Genomic DNA, 17,935 nt, shown 5'->3' on the forward strand with positions numbered 1-17,935 from the left:
CGACAAGGAGCGCCCGCTTCGTTCATTTTGATTTTGGGTTGGCCTGATCCAGATCGGTATGACCAAGGGAAAGACGACATGACCGAACCGCGCCGCGCCAGAGCAACCGAGGCCTTTTTCGGCCGCCGCAAGGGCAAGCCGTTGCGCGAGCGGCAGGCGGCGCATCTGGAAACCGTGTTGCCGACACTGAAGCTCGACCTTTCGAGCCCGCCTCCGGCGGACCTGAAGACCCTCTATCCGCAGGGCGTGGATCGCATGCGCCTCGAAATCGGTTTCGGCGGCGGCGAGCACCTGATCCACCGTGCGGCCGAAGCGCCGTCGACCGGCTTCATCGGCGTCGAACCCTTCGTCAATTCCATGGCCAAGCTCGTCGGTCATATCGAGGAGCGCGGCGCCAGCAACGTCAGGCTCTATGACGACGACGCCACCCAGGTCCTCGATTGGCTGCCGGCCGCGTCGATCGACCAGATCGACCTGCTCTATCCGGACCCGTGGCCGAAGCGCAAACACTGGAAGCGCCGTTTCGTCTCCAAGGTCAATCTCGATCGCTTCGCCCGCGTACTGAAGCCCGGCGGCGTGTTCTGCTTCGCCTCGGATATCGATACCTATGTCAACTGGACGCTGTTGCACTGCCGCGATCACGCAGCCTTCGAGTGGACGGCAGAGGCGGCTTCCGATTGGCTGACGCCCTATGAGGGATGGCCGAGCACGCGCTACGAGGCCAAGGCACGCAGGGAAGGGCGAAGCTCCGCCTATCTCACCTTCCGGCGCGTCTAAAGCAATTCCAGGAAAAGTGCGAAGCGGTTTTCCGTCCGGAATTGCGGACTGGAAGATCAATTCCAGGAAAAGTGCGAAGCGGTTTTCCGTCCGGAATTGCGGACTGGAGGATCAATTCCAGGAAAAGTGCGAAGCGGTTTTCTGTCCGGACTTGCGGACTAGCAGATCAATTCCAGGAAAGGTGCGAAGCGGTTTTCCGCTCGCGCTTGCGTCGCTCTCGAGAGCGACGGCTTCCATTCAAACGTCCGATTGCCGTCTCCACCGACGGCAGCCTGTCAGTGCAGGGTGACCGTCTTCAGATCGTCCTCGGCCGCCTTGAAGAAGGTGCTGGAACGGTTGTCTGTCAGAAGGATCGGCGTACCGTCGGCACCGAAGAGCGCCCAGAGATCGATACCCGGTCCCATCTCCGGCGCTTCCGGGAAGCAGCGCGAGACTTCTTCCGAGCGCATTTTCCGGATGTAGCCGATTTCGCCTTCGCCGAGATGTGCGAGGTCGTTCTTCGACAGCGACGAGCTGATGTCTTTCAGTCCCATGGTGACACTCCGTGGTCGCCGGTGAGGGGAGAATCCCGCCGGTTATCCTACTCTGGGACTGAAATGTTAATTTTCTTTACCATACGAACCGGTTCGGGACGAACGAGGTCGACGGAGAGCAGGCCGTTGCGCAGTTCCGCGCCCAGAACCTTCATGCCGTCGGCGAGCACGAAAGTGCGTTGAAACTGGCGTGCCGCAATGCCGCGGTGCAGGTAATCGCGGTCGCCGTTGTCGATCTGCCGGCCGCGGATGACGAGCTGGTTCTCTTCGGTGGTGACTTCGAGGTCTTCTTCGGAAAAGCCTGCCACGGCGAGCGTGATGCGCAACCGTTCCGGTTCGTCGGTCGAGGCATCGCCGCGAACGCGTTCTATGTTGTAGGGTGGGTATCCGTCGTTGCCCTTGGCGATCCGCTCAAGGGTCTTTTCCATCGTATCGAAACCCAGCAGAAGCGGGCTCGTAAAAGGGGTAATACGGCTCATTCTTCAAGTCCTTGCGAGATCAAGCGACCGTTGTTCGGACCTGCCTTGCAGCATCCTTTCCGCAATATGGTAGCTGTGCGCAATGAGTGCAAGCCGCTTGCCTCCGGCGTGCACGCAAATCATAGTCCGCTCTCGCAGAATCCGGGAATGGGACAAAGGAACGCCAGGGCGTTTACTCCCGTCCGGCCCAATGCAACGTATCGATCGCGCCGAACAACGTGGTCCAGGGAGGACGAGAAAGTGCCCGTGCCGAGAAAGATAATCATAGACACCGACCCCGGGCAGGACGATGCCGCCGCCATCATGCTCGCCTTCGGCAGTCCGGAAGAGATCGACCTGCTCGGCATCACCGCGGTCGCCGGCAACGTGCCGCTGGCACTGACGGCCCGCAATGCGCGCATCCTGTGCGAGCTCTGCGACCGGCCGAAGGTTCGGGTGTTCTCGGGCGCCGACAAGCCGATTGCTCGCCCGCTGGTGACCGCCGAGCACGTGCACGGCAAGACCGGCCTCGACGGCCCAGAGCTTACCGAGCCGACAATGAAGCTCGAGGAGCAGCATGCGGTCGACTTCATCGTCGAGACGTTGCGAAAGGAGCCAGAGGGCACCGTGACGCTCTGCACGCTCGGCCCGCTCACCAACATCGCGCTGGCCCTGCAGAAGGCGCCTGACATTGCGCAGCGGGTCAAGGAACTGGTGATGATGGGTGGCGGCTTCTTCGAAGGCGGCAACATCACGCCCGCCGCCGAATTCAACGTCTACGTCGATCCCGAGGCAGCCGACATCGTCTTCCGTTCGGGCATTCCGATCGTGATGATGCCGCTCGATGTCACCCACCGGGTGCTGACCCACAAGGCGCGCGTCCAGAAGATCCGCGACATCGGCAGCCGCCCGGCGATCGCCATGGCCGAGATGCTCGAATTCTTCGAGCGCTTCGATATCGAGAAGTACGGCACCGATGGCGGCCCGCTGCACGATCCGACGGTCATTGCCTATCTGTTGCGCCCCGAGCTTTTCACCGGCCGCGATTGCAACGTCGAGATCGAGACCAAGTCGGAGCTGACGGCCGGCATGACCGTCGTCGACTGGTGGCAGGTCACCGGCCGGCCGCACAACGCCAAGGTCATGCGCTTCGTCGACGACCAGGGCTTCTTCGACCTTTTGACCGAGCGGCTGGCTCGCATCTGAGCCTCGGCTCAATCATCGTAGTCCAAACAAAAACGGCGCCCCGAGAGGCGCCGTTTTCTTTTGTCGTTCCGTTGATCAGAACTCTTCCCAGTTGTCCTGGGCAAGCGCGTTGGCGCCGGAGGTCTGGGTCAGCACCCGCTGCGTCGAAGCCGAGTAATTGCTTCGCGATGGGTTCGCCGCCGGAGCGGGCCGCGCCTCGCGGGCGGGGGCCGGGACCGGAGCGGGGCGTTCGGCCGCGCGCATGCGCTCGGCCGTGCCACGCAGCATAGCCGCCGAGGACGGTTGGGCCGATGCGGTCGCCTGCGCGACCCGGAAGCGGGCCACGAGCGTGTTGAGCGTTCGGGCTTCTTCGTTGAGCGCCATGCCGGCCGCGGTCGTTTCCTCGACCATCGCGGCGTTCTGCTGGGTTACCTGGTCCATCTGGTTGACGGCAGAGTTGATCTCCTTCAGGCCGACGGCCTGTTCCGAAGCGGAGCTGGAGATCTGGCGGATGAGGCCGTTGATCTGCACGACCTGCTCGGCGATCTTTTCGAGCGCGCCACCGGCCTTGCCGACGAGATCAACACCTTCGCGCACCTGGCCGGCCGAGGTGTTGATCAATGTCTTGATCTCCTTGGCGGCATTGGCAGAGCGCTGGGCGAGTTCGCGCACTTCCTGGGCGACGACGGCAAAACCCTTGCCGGCCTCACCTGCACGCGCTGCTTCGACACCGGCGTTCAGCGCCAGAAGGTTGGTCTGGAAGGCGATTTCGTCGATGACGCCGATGATGCGGCTGACTTCGTGCGAGGACTGCTCGATGCCCTTCATCGCGGCAATCGCCTTCTGCACCACTTCGCCCGACTGTCCGGCATCGCTGCTGGCCACATCCACCGATTTGGCGGCGACCTTGGCGTTTTCGGCGCTGGCGTTGACCTGCGAGGTCAGCTCGTCAAGAGCCGCTGCTGTCTCTTCCAGGCTTGCAGCCTGCTGTTCGGTCCGGTGCGACAGGTCGTTGGCGGCGCTGCTGATTTCGCTGGTGCCGTTGCCGATGTTGACGACCGAATGGTTGACGGTGCGGATCGTCTCTTCGAGGCTTTCCATCGCCGCGTTGAAGTCACGCTTGAGCTGCGCGTATTCGCCCGGGAAATCGTCGGTGATGCGGAATGCGAGATCGCCGGACGACAGATGCGAGAGACCCTTGCCGAGGCGGGCGACGATGTCGCGCTGAAGCGCGCTCGATTCTGCACGCTCGGTTTCCGAGCGGCCGCGTTCGCGCTCGGCCTGTTCGCGCTCATGGCGGGCTTCGCCTTCGAGGCGCTTGGTGTCGGCAAGCTGATGGCGGAAGCCTTCGAGCGCCTTGGCGACTTCACCGGTTTCGTCGGAACGATCCTGGCCGGCGATCGCCTTGGTGTAGTCACCGTGGCTGAGGTCGTTCACGTCCTTGACGAGGCTTGCCAGCGGCTTCTGCACGAAACCACGAACCGCGAGATAGAGACCGAGCAACACAGCGCCGAGCACGACGAGGCCGCCGACGATCATCATGTAGGTCTGATCCTTGACCGGCGCATTGATCGCGGTACGCGGCACGTCGACGAGCACGACCCAGCTGGTGTTCACGCCCGAGAGAGTGAACGGATAGACGAGACGGTCGAAGGGCTCGTTGCCGTCATAGGAGAGGTTGGAGATGATGCCCGGCTTGCCGGAGGCGAGCGCGTTCTTGACGACCTCGTTGCCTTCGCCGTCATACTCCTTGAGCAGAAGGTCCGGGATCGGCGCGACCAGCCATTTGCCGGTCTGCGACAGCAGGTAGACGCGGCCGGTGTCGAAGGGCTTCAGCTTCGAGAGGCCATCGCCGAGCGAGGCGAGCGAAATGTCGACGCCGGTGACGCCGAGAAGCTTGCCGCCGGACATGACCGGGTAGGCGATCGAACTCATCGCGGTCGGAACGTCGGTGTCCTGCGCGGTGTAGGGCTGGGTGATTGCACCCTTGCCGCTTTTTGCAGCGAGTTTGTACCACTCGGCCGCATAGTCAGCGCCGAAAGTGGAGTACTGGATTTCGTTGGTGCGGCTCTTCGACCAGTAGGGCGTGAAGATGCCCTTGTCGTTACCGCCCAGTTCCTTGTTGTTGACGAGGTCTTCCTGGCGACCATCGAAAGCCTTGGGTTCTTCCGCGAACCAGCTGCCGAAGGCAAACGGGTTCTGCTCGAGGTTTGCCCTGAGGATGTTGATCACCCCGGTGCGCTCCAGCGACTTTTCGGCATGTGCGCGGCCGAGGATGCCCGCCATCGAGCGGGCAGCACTTGCAAGCTCGCCGATGTCGCCGGCAATGTCGGAGGCAATCGCGCGGGCTTCGCCGCCTGCCTGTTCGAGGACCAGCGTTTCGACGCGGTCCTGGGTCTGGGATATGAGAACGAAATTCGAGGCAAGCAGGACAAGTGCGATCGTGCCGCCTGTCACCGCGATCAGTTTGGTCGCCAGCGATTTGGCTTGGAACTTGAACATGAAATCCTCACGTGCTGGGAGGTTCGCAGGTTTTCACCTGCGGTGGACGCATTTCGCAATGGGGGTGAACTCCATCATGGAGCGTCAGATGCCGACCGGCATGTTGGAGGCGACCAGGCGCTTCGGCCGGTTTTCTCACGGTCCTGAATAGACTGGAGATTCTTAAGATAGGGCCAACACGGACGCTGTTTTACGCATCGCTTGCATAAAATTGCACGCAAAGTTTTATGTCCGCGACATCGGCTGTCCGGATTGCGCAAGCGGCCGTCGGGAGTGTGAAATCTATGCGGGCAAGGGCCTGGGAAAAATGAGACGGGCGACTTCGCCCGTCTCAAGTGCGTGCTTTCTGGCGCAGGATTTAGAGACGCGACGCCACGTCCGCAGCGAGCGGGATCGAGGGCTGGGCGCCGCTCTTCAGGCAGGCGAGGGAGCCGGCGACTGCGGCGCGGCGCAGAGCGTCGGGGAAGGCGATGCCGGCATCGAGGCTGGCTGCCAGATATCCGCAGAAGGTGTCGCCGGCGCCGACGGTATCGACCGGCTCGATCTTCAGGCCCTTGGCGCGCTGGATCTCGCCCTCATGTACGGCCACCACGCCTTCGGCGCCAAGCGTGACGATGACCGTCTGGCCGGTCTCCGCGTGCAGCGCCTTCATCGCTTCTTCGCGCGCAGTGCTGCCGATACCGCTCTTGCCGGCCAGCAGTTCGAATTCGGTTTCGTTGGCAATGACGATATCGGCCATGCGGCCGAGGCGGGCTGCGTCCGGTGTCAGCGGCGCGATGTTGATGACCGAACGCACGCCCTTCTGTTTGGCGGCGGTGAGCGCCTTCTCGACCGAAGCGGCCGGAATTTCGAGCTGCAGCATCAAGGTATCGCTGGGCTTCATGCCGTCGACGGCCTTCACCGCATCGGCTTCATCGACCGTCGCATTGGCGCTGGCGACGACGACGATGACATTTTCGCCGTCACCGCCGACGAGGATATGGGCGGTGCCGGTCGGCTCGCTGACCGTCTTGGTCAACGACAGGTCGGCGCCCGCACCCTTCAACAGTTCGAGCGCGCCGTCGGCAAAGCTGTCCTTTCCTACCGCGCCTGCCATCTGCACCGTCGCGCCGGCACGCCGTGCGGCCAGCGCCTGGTTTGCGCCCTTGCCGCCGGCGGCGGTCGAGAAGCTGGTGCCGGCGACGGTTTCGCCGGGCTTCGGAAGGCGCGCGGTGGTGGCGATCAGATCCATGTTGATGGACCCAAAAACAGTAATCATGTGAAACTATCCTGTCGGCTTTGCGAATTGGGCCGGAGAGTGCCCGACAGCCTCAGTCCTCGTCAACCACCCGCAGGCGCAATTGCCCGACCCGATTGTCGACCGCGGCACGTGGTTCGTCCGCGTCCCGTGTGCCGCCTTCCGCTTGCAGCTCTAGGGCCTCGATCTTGGCCCCGCGGCGGGTGAGCTTGCTGGAGGAAACGAGGATGTCCTCGACATCCTTCTGGCTCATGGCGAAATGGCCCTGCAGCTTGCGCACGCGCTCGTCGAGACGGCCGAGATCCTCCATCAGCCGCGCGACTTCGCCCTGGATCAGGTGCGCCTGCTCGCGCATGCGCGCATCCTTGAGGATCGCCTGGATCACCTGGATCGACAACAGCAGCAGGGAGGGCGAGACGATGACGATCCGCTGGCGATGCGCCTTTTGCACGATCGCTTCGAAATGCTCGTGGATCTCCGCAAAGATCGATTCCGAGGGTACGAAGAGGAAGGCGGTGTCCTGCGTTTCACCTGGGATCAGGTACTTGCCGGCGATGTCGCGCACGTGCGTTTCCATGTCGCGGCGAAAGAGTTGGGCGATCTGCTGGCGCCGCTCCGGGGTCGGAGCATCCCGCATCGCGTTCCAGGCTTCGAGCGGAAATTTGGCGTCGATGACCAGCGGCGGCTGGCCGTTCGGCATGCGGATGGTGCAGTCGGGCCGCACCCCGTTCGACAGCGTCGCCTGAAATTCGAAGGCACCCATCGGCAGCCCGTCGGCGATAATCGCTTCCATGCGCGACTGGCCGAAGGCGCCGCGCGTCTGCTTGTTCGATAGAATCGCCTGAAGTCCGGCCATGTCCTTGGCGAGCGACTGGATGTTGTTCTGGGCCGTGTCGATGACCGCGAGGCGCTCCTGCAGCCGGCGCAGGTTCTCGTGTGTCGCCTTGGTCTGCTCGCTGATCGAGGCGCCGATGCGATGGGTCATGCCGTCGATGCGCTGGCTGAGCGTCTGGTTGAGCTCCGCCTGCCGGGCGCCGAACACCTCGGCCATGGCCGCGACCCGCCCTTGCATCTCCGTCTGTGCTGCCAGCAGCATTGCCATCTGTTCCTGCCGCTCGTCGTCGCGGGGATTGCGCCGGCGCGAGAGCGCCATCAGGCCGGCAACAGCCAGCACAAGGCCGGCGGCAATCGCCAGATGGCCCAGGGTAATCGGCAGGGTGCCGATGAAAAACAACGGTTGGGCGAAGGGAAGGGGCGCGGGTTCCATGCGCCAAACCTAACAGATTCTCTCGCGAAGTGTAGATCAAAACAAGAACATATGTGCGCGGCGGTTAACGCCCGACGAGGGACGAGCGGGTGCCGCAGGTGGCAAGGCAATTTCCTTGCGCGTCGATGGAAAGATCGGCTATGGGAGCATCATGACCATCAAGCCGCTTATCATCCTTCCCGATCCTGTGCTTCGCCAGGTTTCAACGCCGATCGAAACCGTCGACGCGGACGTCCGCCGTCTGGCCGATGACATGCTCGAAACCATGTACGATGCCCCCGGCATCGGCCTTGCCGCGATCCAGGTCGGCGTCGCCAGGCGCATGCTAGTGCTCGACGTTTCGAAAGAGGGCGACGAGAAGACGCCGCTTGTCTTCATCAACCCCGAGATCGTCGCTTCGTCCGACACCTATTCGGTTTACGAGGAAGGCTGCCTGTCGATTCCGGACTACTACGCCGAGGTCGAGCGCCCCGCCGTCATCACCGTCAAGCACCTCGACCGCGACGGCAAGGAACAGACGATCGAGGCCGAAGGCCTGCTCGCCACCTGCCTGCAGCACGAGATCGACCACCTGAACGGCGTTTTGTTCATCGACCACATCTCCAAGCTCAAGCGCGACATGGTGATCCGCAAGTTCACCAAGGCTGCCAAGACGCGCGGCGCAAAGGCGATCTGAGCCTTCGATCGCGGAAGATCACGCGAAATTTTGAAGGCGGGAACCCATTGAACATTCCAGGAAGAGCGTGAAACGGCTTTCCTGGAATTGTCCTGTTTTTAGAGAATGAGATCATTTCGCCGTTTCCCCGCATGAAGTGATCTGAAAGGACGGAGTTACCGCCTTGTCGCTTCGCATCATCTTCATGGGCACACCGGAATTTTCGGTGCCGACACTGGCGGCACTTGCCGAGGCCGGTCATCAGATCGTCGCCGTCTACACCCAGCCACCGCGGCCGGGTGGCCGCCGCGGGCTCGATCTGCAGAAATCGCCGGTGCATCAGGCGGCCGAGCTTCTGGGCATTCCGGTGCTGACGCCGGTCAACTTCAAGGACGAGGCGGACCGCCAGACCTTCCGTGATTTCGACGCCGACGTCGCCGTCGTCGTCGCCTATGGCCTGCTTCTGCCCGAGGCCATCCTCACCGGCACCAAGCTCGGCTGCTACAACGGCCACGCCTCGCTGCTGCCGCGCTGGCGCGGTGCAGCCCCAATCCAGCGCGCGATCATGGCCGGCGATCATGAGACCGGCATGATGGTGATGAAGATGGAAAAGGGGCTCGATACCGGCCCGGTCGCCCTCACCAAGACGGTTCAGATCGGCGAGACGATGACCGGGGGAGAATTGCACGATCGCCTGATGCAGGTCGGCGCCAGTCTGATGCGAGAAGCGATGGCAAAACTCGAGGCCGACGATCTGCCGCTGACGGTCCAGGCCGAGGACGGCGTCGTCTACGCCCAGAAGATCAGCAAAACGGAAACCCGCATCGATTTCGCCCGTCCCGCCCGCGAGGTCCACGACCATATCCGCGGCCTGTCGCCATTTCCGGGCGCCTGGTTCGAACTTGAGATCGCCGGCAGGCCGGAGCGCATCAAGGTTCTGAACTCGGAGCCCGCTTCCGGCGAGGCCGAGGCCGGCACGGTGCTCGACGATAATCTGACGATTGCCTGCGCCGAGGGCGCCGTTCGGCTCACCCGCCTGCAGCGCGCCGGCGGCAAGGCGTTGGGTGCGGCCGACTTCCTGCGCGGAACGCCGGTTGCGCCCGGCACGAGGGTCGGCTGATGCCGCGGTTCAAGCTGACCGTCGAATATGACGGCTCGGACTATGTCGGCTGGCAGCGGCAGGACAACGGAGAGTCCGTGCAAGGGGCGATCGAAAAGGCGATCCTGTCGCTGACCGGAGAGACCGTGTCGATCCGCGGCGCCGGCCGCACCGATTCCGGTGTGCACGCCAGTGGCCAGGTCATGCATGCGGATCTCACGCGTCCGTGGAAGCCCTATACGCTGCGCAACGCGCTAAATGCCCATCTGGGGCTTGCGGGCGAGCGGGTGGCGATCCTCGGGGCCGAGGAAGTGTCCGAGGAATTCGACGCGCGTTTCTCGGCGCTGCGCCGCCACTACCTCTACCGCATTATCTCGCGGCCCGCGCCGCTGGCGCTTGAAGCCCGGCGCGCCTGGTGGGTGCCGAAGCCACTCGACCATGAAGCCATGCATGCAGGCGCCCAGCGCCTCGTCGGGCATCATGACTTCACCACATTCCGCTCCGCCCATTGCCAGGCGGCGAGCCCGGTGCGCACGCTCGATCGGCTGGACGTCGCGCTTGTCGCCGGCGTTATAGAGATCCGCGCAACGGCGCAGAGCTTCCTGCACAACCAGATCCGCTCCTTCGCCGGCTCGCTGAAGCTGGTGGGCGAGGGCAAGTGGACGCCGGATGATCTGCAGGCAGCGCTCGAGGCCCGCAACCGCAAGGCCTGCGGCCCCGTGGCGCCGCCCGATGGGCTTTATTTCCTTCAGGTGGACTACTGATCCCGAAGTCCTAGCTTGTCGGGATCAGACCGAAGAAGCGCTGCAAGAGATCGCCGATCATCATCGACGGCAACAGGAACAGCGCCGTCAGCGCCGAGGCAAGCAGCGTCTGGTTGCCGGTCACCATGCGCAAGAGCCGGAAGAGCACCGCAACGCTGATGACGAGCAGCGTCAACCAGATGAAGCTCGTCAGCCCCTGGCTCCCGGGAATGACGACACGGATCGCCGCCGGCACCGCCATGGCGTAGGAGAGCGGAACCGAGAGCCAGTTTGTGGTAACGACGATCGGTACCACCGCTCCGGCAAATCCGAGTGGGCGCGAGAGAATGGCGATCAGCACCAGCGGCAAGAGCCAGCTGACGAGATCGACGACGAGCAGCTTGAAGATGAAGCCGATGCCGATCGTGGTGCCATCAGGCATGACCGAGAGGTAGTAGAGCCGCCAGGACGCCCAGGTGACGGCGATCGCCGGCAGGCACCAGAGCATGGACGTGAACGAGCGCCAGAGGCCACTCTCGCTGAAATCGAGCCAGCGGAAGCCTTCTTCGTTACCCTGCGCCAGGAGCCAGAGCCCCCGGATATAGGCAAGCACCTCATCAAGCAGCGGCATGGCCGAACCAGCGGGCGATGAAGGTTTCATAGATATTGGTCAGGGTCTCGAGATCGGCGACGGCGACCCGTTCGTCGACCATGTGCATGGTCTGGCCGACGAGGCCGAACTCGACCACCGGGCAATAGTCCTTGATGAAGCGCGCATCCGAGGTTCCGCCGGTCGTCGACAGCTTCGGCTGGCGCCCCGTCACGGCTTCGACCGCGCCGGAGAGCGAATCGATCAGCGCGTTGTTGCGTGTGAGAAACACGTGGCTCGGGCGCTCGGCCCAGACGATTTCGTAGCGAACGGGGGCGCGGTCCGGACGCAGGCTACCGCTTGCCGCGGCACGGTCGAGCCGGGCGATGATCTCGGCCATCAGGCTTTCGGCGGTCCATGTGTCGTTGAAGCGGATGTTGAAGGCGGCCGTCGCCTTGGCCGGAATGACGTTGACGGCACTGTTGCCGACATCGATCGTCGTCACTTCGAGATTGGAGGGCTGAAAGCTCTCGGTGCCGTTGTCGAAGGGTGGGTCCATCAGCGCCTGCGTCAGCTGCAGGATGCCGCGCACCGGGCTGTCGGCGAGATGAGGATAGGCCGCATGGCCCTGCACGCCGTGAACGGTGATGCGCCCGGAAAGCGAGCCGCGCCGGCCGATCTTGATCATGTCGCCAAGGCTCTCCGGGTTGGTCGGTTCGCCGACCAGGCACGCATCCCAGCGCTCGCCCTTGTCGGCCGCCCATTGCAAGAGCTTGGTGGTGCCATTGATCGCTGGTCCCTCTTCGTCGCCGGTGATGAGGAAGGAGACCGAGCCCTTCGGGGCGCCATGCTTTTCGACATGGCGGGCGATTGCCGCGACGAAGCAGGCGATGCCACCCTTCATGTCGACGGCGCCGCGGCCATACATCTCGCCGCCGGCAATGTCGGCCGAAAACGGACCGTGGCTCCAGGCGGCCTCGTCGCCGACGGGAACGACATCCGTATGCCCGGCAAACATCAGATGCGGGCCTTCGGTTCCAAGCCGCGCATAAAGGTTCTCGATGTCGGGCGTGCCAGCCTCCTTGGCCATCACGCGGTCGACCGCGAAGCCGAGCGGCTTCAGCATGGCTTCAAGGGCTGCAAGCGCGCCGCCTTCGGCCGGGGTGACCGAGGGGCAACGAATGAGGGTGGCGAGATTGGCGATCGGATCGGTGGAGGTCATCTAACGTTATGCCGTCTGCATGGCCACGAAGGGCCTTGGGAATGGAGGCTGCTGGTTTATCCGATCGCCAGCGAACTGTCACGCAGGATGGGGCACGCGAGACGGGAACTGTGACGTCGAACGCAGAACGGCGCCGCGCCTGGGCGGAGGCGCAGCGCCGCAGCTTCAACGGGCCGGAAGGATCCGGCCCGCCTGAAGATCGCGAAGGGAATGGAGAAGGGCTTATTCTCCGGGTGCGAGATGCGGCGCCTCGATATGGGCTCCCGCGTGCTTCAGAGGCCGCTCGCCAGCGAGTTTGCGGATCAGCACGTAGAACACCGGCGTCATGAAGATGCCGAAGGCGGTGACGCCGATCATGCCGGCAAAGACCGCGATACCCATGGCCGAGCGCATTTCCGCGCCGGCGCCGGTCGACATGACAAGCGGCACCACGCCCATGATGAAGGCCATCGAGGTCATCAGGATCGGGCGCAGACGCAGCCGGCTCGCTTCGATCGCCGCCTTGACCGGCGTGCTGCCCGACAGTTCCAGTTCGCGGGCGAACTCGACGATGAGGATGGCGTTCTTCGCCGATAGCCCGACCAAGACGATCAGACCGATCTGGGTGAAGACGTTGTTGTCGCCTCCGGTCAGCCAGACACCGACGAGTGCCGCCATGATGCCCATCGGCACGATCAGGATGATGGCGATCGGCAGCGTCAGGCTCTCATACTGGGCCGCAAGCACGAGGTAGACGAGCAACAGCGCCAGCGGGAAGACCAGGATGCCGGAGTTGCCAGCCAGGATCTGCTGGTAGGTCAGGTCCGTCCATTCGTAGCCGATGCCCGGAGGCAGGGTTTCAGCGGCGATGCGTTCGATGGCTTCCTGCGCCTGGCCGGACGAGAAACCCGGTGCCGGGCCGCCGTTGATGTCGGCCGACAGGAAGCCGTTGTAGCGGATCGCCCGTTCGGCGCCGACCGTTTGCTCGACCTTGAGAAGCGCCGACAGCGGGATCATCTCGCCGGATTGCGAACGCACCTTCAGCTTGCCGATGTCGTCGGCATGGCTGCGGTAGTTCGCATCCGCCTGGACGCGCACGCTGTATGTGCGGCCGAAGGCGTTGAAGTCGTTGACGTAGAGCGAGCCGAGGTAGATCTGCAGCGTCTCGAAGACGTCGGTGACGGCCACGCCGAGCTGGCGTGCCTTCACGCGGTCAAGGTCGGCATAGAGCTGCGGCACGTTGATCTGGTAGCTCGAATAGAGACCGGCCAGCTCCGGTGCCTGGTAGGCCTTGGCGAGGAAGGCCTTGGTCGCCTCGTCGAGCGCCTGGTAACCGAGGCCGTTCTTGTCCTCGAGCTGCAGCTTGAAGCCGCCGGTCGTTCCGAGACCCTGGACGGGCGGCGGCGGGAACATGGCGATGAAAGCATCCTGGATGACGCCGAATTCCTGGTTGAGCTGCATGGCGATCGCGCCGCCGGACAGTTCAGGCGTCTTGCGTTCCTCGAAGGGCTTGAGCGCGACGAAGACGATGCCGGAGTTCGACGAGTTGGTGAAGCCGTTGATCGACAGGCCCGGGAAGGCGATGGCGTTTTCGACGCCCGGGTGCTTGAGCGCAATTTCGCTCATCCGCTTGATCACATCTTCCGAGCGGTCGAGCGTGGCTGCGTCCGGAAGCTGGGCAAAGCCGATCAGGTACTGCTTGTCCTGCGCCGGTACGAAGCCGCCGGGGACCGCGCGAAACAGCGTGAAGGTGACGCCGAGAAGCACGACATAGACCACCATGATCAGCGACTTGCGCGTCAGGATGCGACCCACGCCGCGGCCATAGGCTTCCGAGCTTGCCCCGAAGAAGCGGTTGAAGCCGCGGAAGAACCAGCCGAAAAGCCTGTCCATCACCCGCGTCAACCAGTCCTTCGGCGCGTGGTGGTCCTTCAAGAGAAGGGCAGCCAGCGCCGGGGAGAGCGTCAGCGAGTTGAGCGCCGAGATCACGGTCGAGATGGCGATCGTCAACGCGAACTGGCGATAGAACTGGCCGGTGAGGCCGGTGATGAAGGCGAGCGGCACGAACACCGCGACGAGCACCAGCGCGATCGCGATGATCGGACCCGAGACTTCCTGCATGGCGCGGTAGGTCGCCTGGACCGGCGACAGTCCCTGCTCGATGTTGCGTTCGACGTTTTCCACCACGACGATCGCGTCGTCGACGACGATGCCGATCGCAAGCACGAGGCCGAAGAGGCTGAGCGCGTTGATCGAGAAGCCGAAGACATACATGACGGCGAAGGTGCCGACGATCGAGACCGGAACGGCGACGAGCGGGATGATCGAGGCGCGCCAGGTCTGCAGGAAGATGATGACGACGAGCACGACCAGCGCGATCGCCTCGAGCAGCGTGTCGACCACGGATTCGATCGAGGCGCGCACGAACTGTGTCGTGTCGTAGACGATGCCGTAGTCGACGCCTTCAGGCATGGTGAGCTTCATCTCGGCCATGGCCTTGCGGACGTCGTCCGAAATCTGGATCGCGTTCGATCCAGGTGCCTGGAAGACCGCCATGCCGACGGCCGGCTTGTTGTCTAGCAACGAGCGCAACGAGTACTCGGACGCGCCCATTTCGACGCGGGCGACATCGCCCAACCGAGTCACTTCGCCCTGGGCGCCGGATTTGACGACGATGTTCTCGAAATCCTCAGGCGTCTGCAGACGGCCCTGCGCGTTGACCGAAAGCTGCAGATCGAGACCCGGGACGGAAGGCGAGGCGCCGATGACGCCTGCCGCCGCCTGGACGTTCTGGCCGCGCACCGCGTTGGCGATATCGCCTGCGGCAAGGCCGCGCTCGGCTGCCTTCTGCGGGTCGATCCAGATGCGCATCGAATAGTCGCCGCCGCCGAAGATCTGCACCTGGCCGACACCTTCGATGCGGGCCAGCCGGTCCTTGACGTTGAGCACACCGTAGTTGCGCAGATAGTTGATGTCGTACTGGCCGTTGGGCGAAAGCAGGTGCACGACCATGGTCAGGTCGGGCGAGCTCTTGACGGTGGTGACGCCGAGGCGGCGCACCTCCTCGGGCAGCCGCGGCTCGGCCTGCGAGACGCGGTTTTGCACGAGCTGCTGCGCCTGGTCCGGATCGGTGCCGAGCGCGAAGGTGACGGTCAGCGTCATGAGGCCATCGGCGGTCGCCTGGCTCTGCATGTAGAGCATGTCTTCGACGCCGTTGATCTGTTCTTCAAGCGGTGTCGCCACCGTTTCGGCGATGACGGCCGGGTTTGCGCCCGGATATTGCGCGCGCACGACGATCTGCGGCGGGACGACTTCGGGATATTCGGAGATCGGCAGACCGGTCATGCCGATCAGGCCGGCCACGAAGATCAGGACCGATAATACGCCCGCGAAGACCGGGCGGTCGACGAAGAAGCGTGAGAAGTTCATGGTATCCCCCTTGGGATGCGTTCGGGCAGACCTCCGGCGGGCGCGGCGAAAAAACGCGCCGCGCGGCCATGTCTGCAGAGTGATGCCTTGGCTGGAGCCTCTTCACACCGGGCGAAGAGGCGCCGGGATTACTTGGCGATAGAGGCGGTCGTTTCCTCGACCTGCTGCGGCGCCACGACGACGCCGGGGCGAACCCGCTGCAGGCCGTTGACGACGATGTTCTCGCCGGACTTCAGGCCGCTTTCGACGATGCGCAGACCGTCGGAATTCGGCCCCAGCTTCACCTGGCGATACTCGACCTTGTTGTCGGTGCCGACGACGAAGACGAATTTCTTGTCCTGGTCGGAGCCGATGGCGCGGTCGCTGATCACAAGCTTTTCCTCGGGGTCCGGCTCGCCGATGCGGATGCGGACGAACTGTCCGGGGATCAGCCTGCCGTCGGCGTTTTCAAGCGCCGCGCGTACCCGGATCGTGCCGGTTGCCGCATCCACCTCGTTGTTGATGAGCTGGATATGGCCCAAGATCGGCGTGCCCTCGTCGGCGGCGGTGCCGACCTGGACCGGCAGGCGCTCGATCGCGTTGCCGCCGGCCGATGCTGCGAGCCGGGCGAGAGCGGTGGTGACCACTTCTTCGCTGGCGTTGAAGCTCGCATAGATTGGATCGACCGAGACGAGCGTTGTCAGCACAGGCGAGGCGGAACCGGCAGCAACGAGGTTGCCGGCGGTGACGTCGAGCCGGCCGACGCGGCCGGAGATCGGCGCACGGACCTCGGTGTATTGCAGATCGAGTTCGGCCGTGCGCAGCGCCGCCTTGGCCGAGCGCACCTCCGCCTGAGCTTCGTCATAGGCGCTGGCGCGCTGGTCGACGCTGCTCTGCGGCACGGCGCTGGTAGTCACCAGCTTGCGGCCGCGCTCGAGCTCGATCTTGGCGAGCGAAACACGCGCTTCGGCAGCCTCGACCTGGGCCTTTGCCCGCTCGACGGCTGCGGCATAGGGCTCGGGATCGATCGTCACCAGGAGGTCACCTTGCTTGACCAGCGCACCTTCGCGGAAGTGGGCTTTCAGGATGGCGCCGCCGACGCGCGGGCGCACCTCGACACGCTCGATCGCTTCAAGGCGTCCGGAGAATTCCTCCCAGGTGGTGATGCGCTTGGACTGCGCCCGCGCCACCGAGACCGGCACGGCCGGCGGAGGAGCGGCGGACGCATCGGTCGCGGCATCGGCCTCGAAATGCTGCGGCAGGCCGAACATGACGGCGGCGCCGCCGCCGACAGACAAAAGGATACTCAGGCCGGCGCCCCAGAGGGCCCGGCGGGTCACTGTCGATGTCATCTTTTCTCTCCTTGCCGGTTGGGAGCCGGCGCTTTGCGTTCGATGCCAGATCGGGGAATGAGCCTCTGAGCGGCCCCGCCTAACGCACCGTCATTTCCGCCGGCTTTGCCCCCGCCTTCTGGAAGAAGCGGGCGAAGATGCCGGTAATTTCCTTCTGCTGTGCCGACCAGCTTTCGCCGGTGCCTGCGTTCTGCGGCAACCATCCGGCGCGTCCGGGCAGCACGTGGGATTCGACCGCCACGCCCGCCTTGCGCAGGCGCTCGGCATAGGCTTCAGCCTCGTCGCGCATCGGACACTCTTCGCTGGTCACGATCAGCGAAGGCACGAGGCCGGCGAGCCGCGTACAGTGGGCCGGCGCGGCGTAAGGGTGGGTGAAGCCACCGTTCTGGCCGAGATAGCGCTGCCAGCCGTCGGCGATCGATTGCGCCGAGGACTGGGGACAGTATTGACGGAACGATGCCGTTGCCAGGCACGGATCCAGCATCGGCGACAGCAGGATCTGGCCCTTGAGATCGGTCAGATACTGGTCTCGCGCCATCAGCGCGGCCCCGGCGGCGACATTGCCGCCAGCCTCTTCGCCGGCCACGAACAGCGACGACTTCTTGTGTGCGAACTGCGGGCAGCGCGCGCGCATCGACGACAGCATGGCATAGGCGACATCGAGGGCCGCAGGAAAGGGATTGAGGCAGGCCGCGGAATATTCCGGAGATATCACCACCGCTCCGGCTGCCGCGAGTGCCTCGGCAACGCGCTCGCCGGCAGCGATCGTTCCGCCGACGAAGGAGCCGCCATGCAGGTGCAGTACGATCGGCGGCGGATTGAGCAGGGTCTCGCCGCGGTAGACGCGTGCGGTGCACGAGCCTTGGCCCGTCTGCATCGTCTCCACTTTGAACTGTTCGCCCATCTCTCTTGCCTTCGGCCCGAGCCAA

At 64.1% G+C, this 17,935-nt stretch carries 15 protein-coding genes; 5 read left to right on the top strand and 10 right to left on the bottom strand.

Annotation, left to right across the window (positions count from 1 at the left end; all coding sequences use genetic code 11):
* Positions 1–78: 78 nt before the first annotated feature.
* Positions 79–777 (top strand): tRNA (guanosine(46)-N(7))-methyltransferase TrmB, encoded by a 699-nt coding sequence (locus IB263_RS01825; protein WP_113135394.1) that lies wholly within the window; start codon positions 79–81, stop codon positions 775–777.
* 275 nt (positions 778–1,052) lie between these two features.
* Here IB263_RS01825 and IB263_RS01830 read toward each other — a convergent pair whose 3' ends face one another.
* Positions 1,053–1,310: a DUF1150 family protein gene (locus IB263_RS01830; RefSeq protein ID WP_034797387.1), complete on the bottom strand. Its 258-nt coding sequence runs from the start codon at positions 1,308–1,310 to the stop codon at positions 1,053–1,055.
* A gap of 47 nt (positions 1,311–1,357) precedes the next feature.
* The gene (locus tag IB263_RS01835) at positions 1,358–1,789 is read right to left on the bottom strand and encodes an Hsp20 family protein (protein WP_034797386.1); all 432 of its coding nucleotides are present in this window, start codon (positions 1,787–1,789) and stop codon (positions 1,358–1,360) included.
* A 240-nt stretch (positions 1,790–2,029) separates the two neighbouring features.
* Here IB263_RS01835 and IB263_RS01840 point away from each other — a divergent pair, with 240 nt between their 5' ends.
* The gene (locus tag IB263_RS01840) at positions 2,030–2,974 is read left to right on the top strand and encodes a nucleoside hydrolase (protein WP_060519791.1); all 945 of its coding nucleotides are present in this window, start codon (positions 2,030–2,032) and stop codon (positions 2,972–2,974) included.
* Positions 2,975–3,049: 75 nt separating this feature from the next.
* Here the strand turns inward: IB263_RS01840 and IB263_RS01845 are convergent, their stop codons facing one another.
* From IB263_RS01845 to IB263_RS01855, 3 genes are all read right to left on the bottom strand, one after another.
* Positions 3,050–5,455 (bottom strand): methyl-accepting chemotaxis protein, encoded by a 2,406-nt coding sequence (locus tag IB263_RS01845; RefSeq protein WP_110818539.1) that lies wholly within the window; start codon positions 5,453–5,455, stop codon positions 3,050–3,052.
* A 358-nt stretch (positions 5,456–5,813) separates the two neighbouring features.
* A complete protein-coding gene (locus IB263_RS01850) occupies positions 5,814–6,713 on the bottom strand; it encodes a ribokinase (RefSeq protein WP_192437446.1) in 900 nt (299 codons plus the stop codon).
* Positions 6,714–6,765: 52 nt separating this feature from the next.
* On the bottom strand, positions 6,766–7,959 hold the full coding sequence (locus IB263_RS01855) for a DNA recombination protein RmuC (protein WP_060519794.1): 1,194 nt from the start codon (positions 7,957–7,959) through the stop codon (positions 6,766–6,768).
* Positions 7,960–8,110: 151 nt separating this feature from the next.
* Here IB263_RS01855 and def point away from each other — a divergent pair, with 151 nt between their 5' ends.
* From def to truA, 3 genes are all read left to right on the top strand, one after another.
* Positions 8,111–8,635, top strand: coding sequence for a peptide deformylase (def, locus tag IB263_RS01860; RefSeq protein WP_060581900.1), 525 nt, complete (start codon positions 8,111–8,113; stop codon positions 8,633–8,635).
* Positions 8,636–8,798: 163 nt separating this feature from the next.
* The gene (fmt, locus tag IB263_RS01865) at positions 8,799–9,734 is read left to right on the top strand and encodes a methionyl-tRNA formyltransferase (protein ID WP_060607250.1); all 936 of its coding nucleotides are present in this window, start codon (positions 8,799–8,801) and stop codon (positions 9,732–9,734) included.
* Complete coding sequence (truA, locus tag IB263_RS01870) at positions 9,734–10,477, top strand: tRNA pseudouridine(38-40) synthase TruA (protein ID WP_192437448.1); 744 nt, start codon at positions 9,734–9,736, stop codon at positions 10,475–10,477. The genes fmt and truA overlap by 1 nt, the downstream gene beginning before the upstream one ends.
* A 10-nt stretch (positions 10,478–10,487) precedes the next feature.
* Here the strand turns inward: truA and IB263_RS01875 are convergent, their stop codons facing one another.
* From IB263_RS01875 to IB263_RS01895, 5 genes are all read right to left on the bottom strand, one after another.
* On the bottom strand, positions 10,488–11,087 hold the full coding sequence (locus tag IB263_RS01875) for a hypothetical protein (protein ID WP_034797371.1): 600 nt from the start codon (positions 11,085–11,087) through the stop codon (positions 10,488–10,490).
* Entirely contained in the window at positions 11,074–12,267 is a 1,194-nt protein-coding gene (dapE, locus tag IB263_RS01880; protein ID WP_060607241.1) for a succinyl-diaminopimelate desuccinylase, read from the bottom strand. Before dapE ends, IB263_RS01875 begins: the two co-directional genes overlap by 14 nt.
* A 222-nt stretch (positions 12,268–12,489) precedes the next feature.
* Positions 12,490–15,675 (bottom strand): efflux RND transporter permease subunit, encoded by a 3,186-nt coding sequence (locus tag IB263_RS01885; protein ID WP_060519801.1) that lies wholly within the window; start codon positions 15,673–15,675, stop codon positions 12,490–12,492.
* A 128-nt stretch (positions 15,676–15,803) separates the two neighbouring features.
* Positions 15,804–17,006, bottom strand: a complete 1,203-nt coding sequence (locus IB263_RS01890) for an efflux RND transporter periplasmic adaptor subunit (RefSeq protein ID WP_034797366.1) — start codon at positions 17,004–17,006, stop codon at positions 15,804–15,806.
* Between the two features lie 79 nt (positions 17,007–17,085).
* Positions 17,086–17,910, bottom strand: coding sequence for an alpha/beta hydrolase fold domain-containing protein (locus IB263_RS01895; protein WP_034797364.1), 825 nt, complete (start codon positions 17,908–17,910; stop codon positions 17,086–17,088).
* Positions 17,911–17,935: the final 25 nt, after the last annotated feature.

The organism is Ensifer sp. ENS03, assembly GCF_014852035.1.
Classification (GTDB): Bacteria; Pseudomonadota; Alphaproteobacteria; order Rhizobiales; family Rhizobiaceae; genus Ensifer; species Ensifer adhaerens.

What these genes read in the sequence shown, in the direction of transcription:
- IB263_RS01825 (WP_113135394.1), top strand. Translation starts at nt 79, where the DNA reads ATGACCGAACCGCGCCGCGCCAGAGCAACCGAGGCCTTTTTCGGCCGC.
- IB263_RS01830 (WP_034797387.1), bottom strand. Translation starts at nt 1,310, where the DNA reads ATGGGACTGAAAGACATCAGCTCGTCGCTGTCGAAGAACGACCTCGCA.
- IB263_RS01835 (WP_034797386.1), bottom strand. Translation starts at nt 1,789, where the DNA reads ATGAGCCGTATTACCCCTTTTACGAGCCCGCTTCTGCTGGGTTTCGAT.
- IB263_RS01845 (WP_110818539.1), bottom strand. Translation starts at nt 5,455, where the DNA reads ATGTTCAAGTTCCAAGCCAAATCGCTGGCGACCAAACTGATCGCGGTG.
- IB263_RS01850 (WP_192437446.1), bottom strand. Translation starts at nt 6,713, where the DNA reads ATGATTACTGTTTTTGGGTCCATCAACATGGATCTGATCGCCACCACC.
- IB263_RS01855 (WP_060519794.1), bottom strand. Translation starts at nt 7,959, where the DNA reads ATGGAACCCGCGCCCCTTCCCTTCGCCCAACCGTTGTTTTTCATCGGC.
- def (WP_060581900.1), top strand. Translation starts at nt 8,111, where the DNA reads ATGACCATCAAGCCGCTTATCATCCTTCCCGATCCTGTGCTTCGCCAG.
- truA (WP_192437448.1), top strand. Translation starts at nt 9,734, where the DNA reads ATGCCGCGGTTCAAGCTGACCGTCGAATATGACGGCTCGGACTATGTC.
- IB263_RS01875 (WP_034797371.1), bottom strand. Translation starts at nt 11,087, where the DNA reads ATGCCGCTGCTTGATGAGGTGCTTGCCTATATCCGGGGGCTCTGGCTC.
- dapE (WP_060607241.1), bottom strand. Translation starts at nt 12,267, where the DNA reads ATGACCTCCACCGATCCGATCGCCAATCTCGCCACCCTCATTCGTTGC.
- IB263_RS01885 (WP_060519801.1), bottom strand. Translation starts at nt 15,675, where the DNA reads ATGAACTTCTCACGCTTCTTCGTCGACCGCCCGGTCTTCGCGGGCGTA.
- IB263_RS01890 (WP_034797366.1), bottom strand. Translation starts at nt 17,006, where the DNA reads ATGACATCGACAGTGACCCGCCGGGCCCTCTGGGGCGCCGGCCTGAGT.
- IB263_RS01895 (WP_034797364.1), bottom strand. Translation starts at nt 17,910, where the DNA reads ATGGGCGAACAGTTCAAAGTGGAGACGATGCAGACGGGCCAAGGCTCG.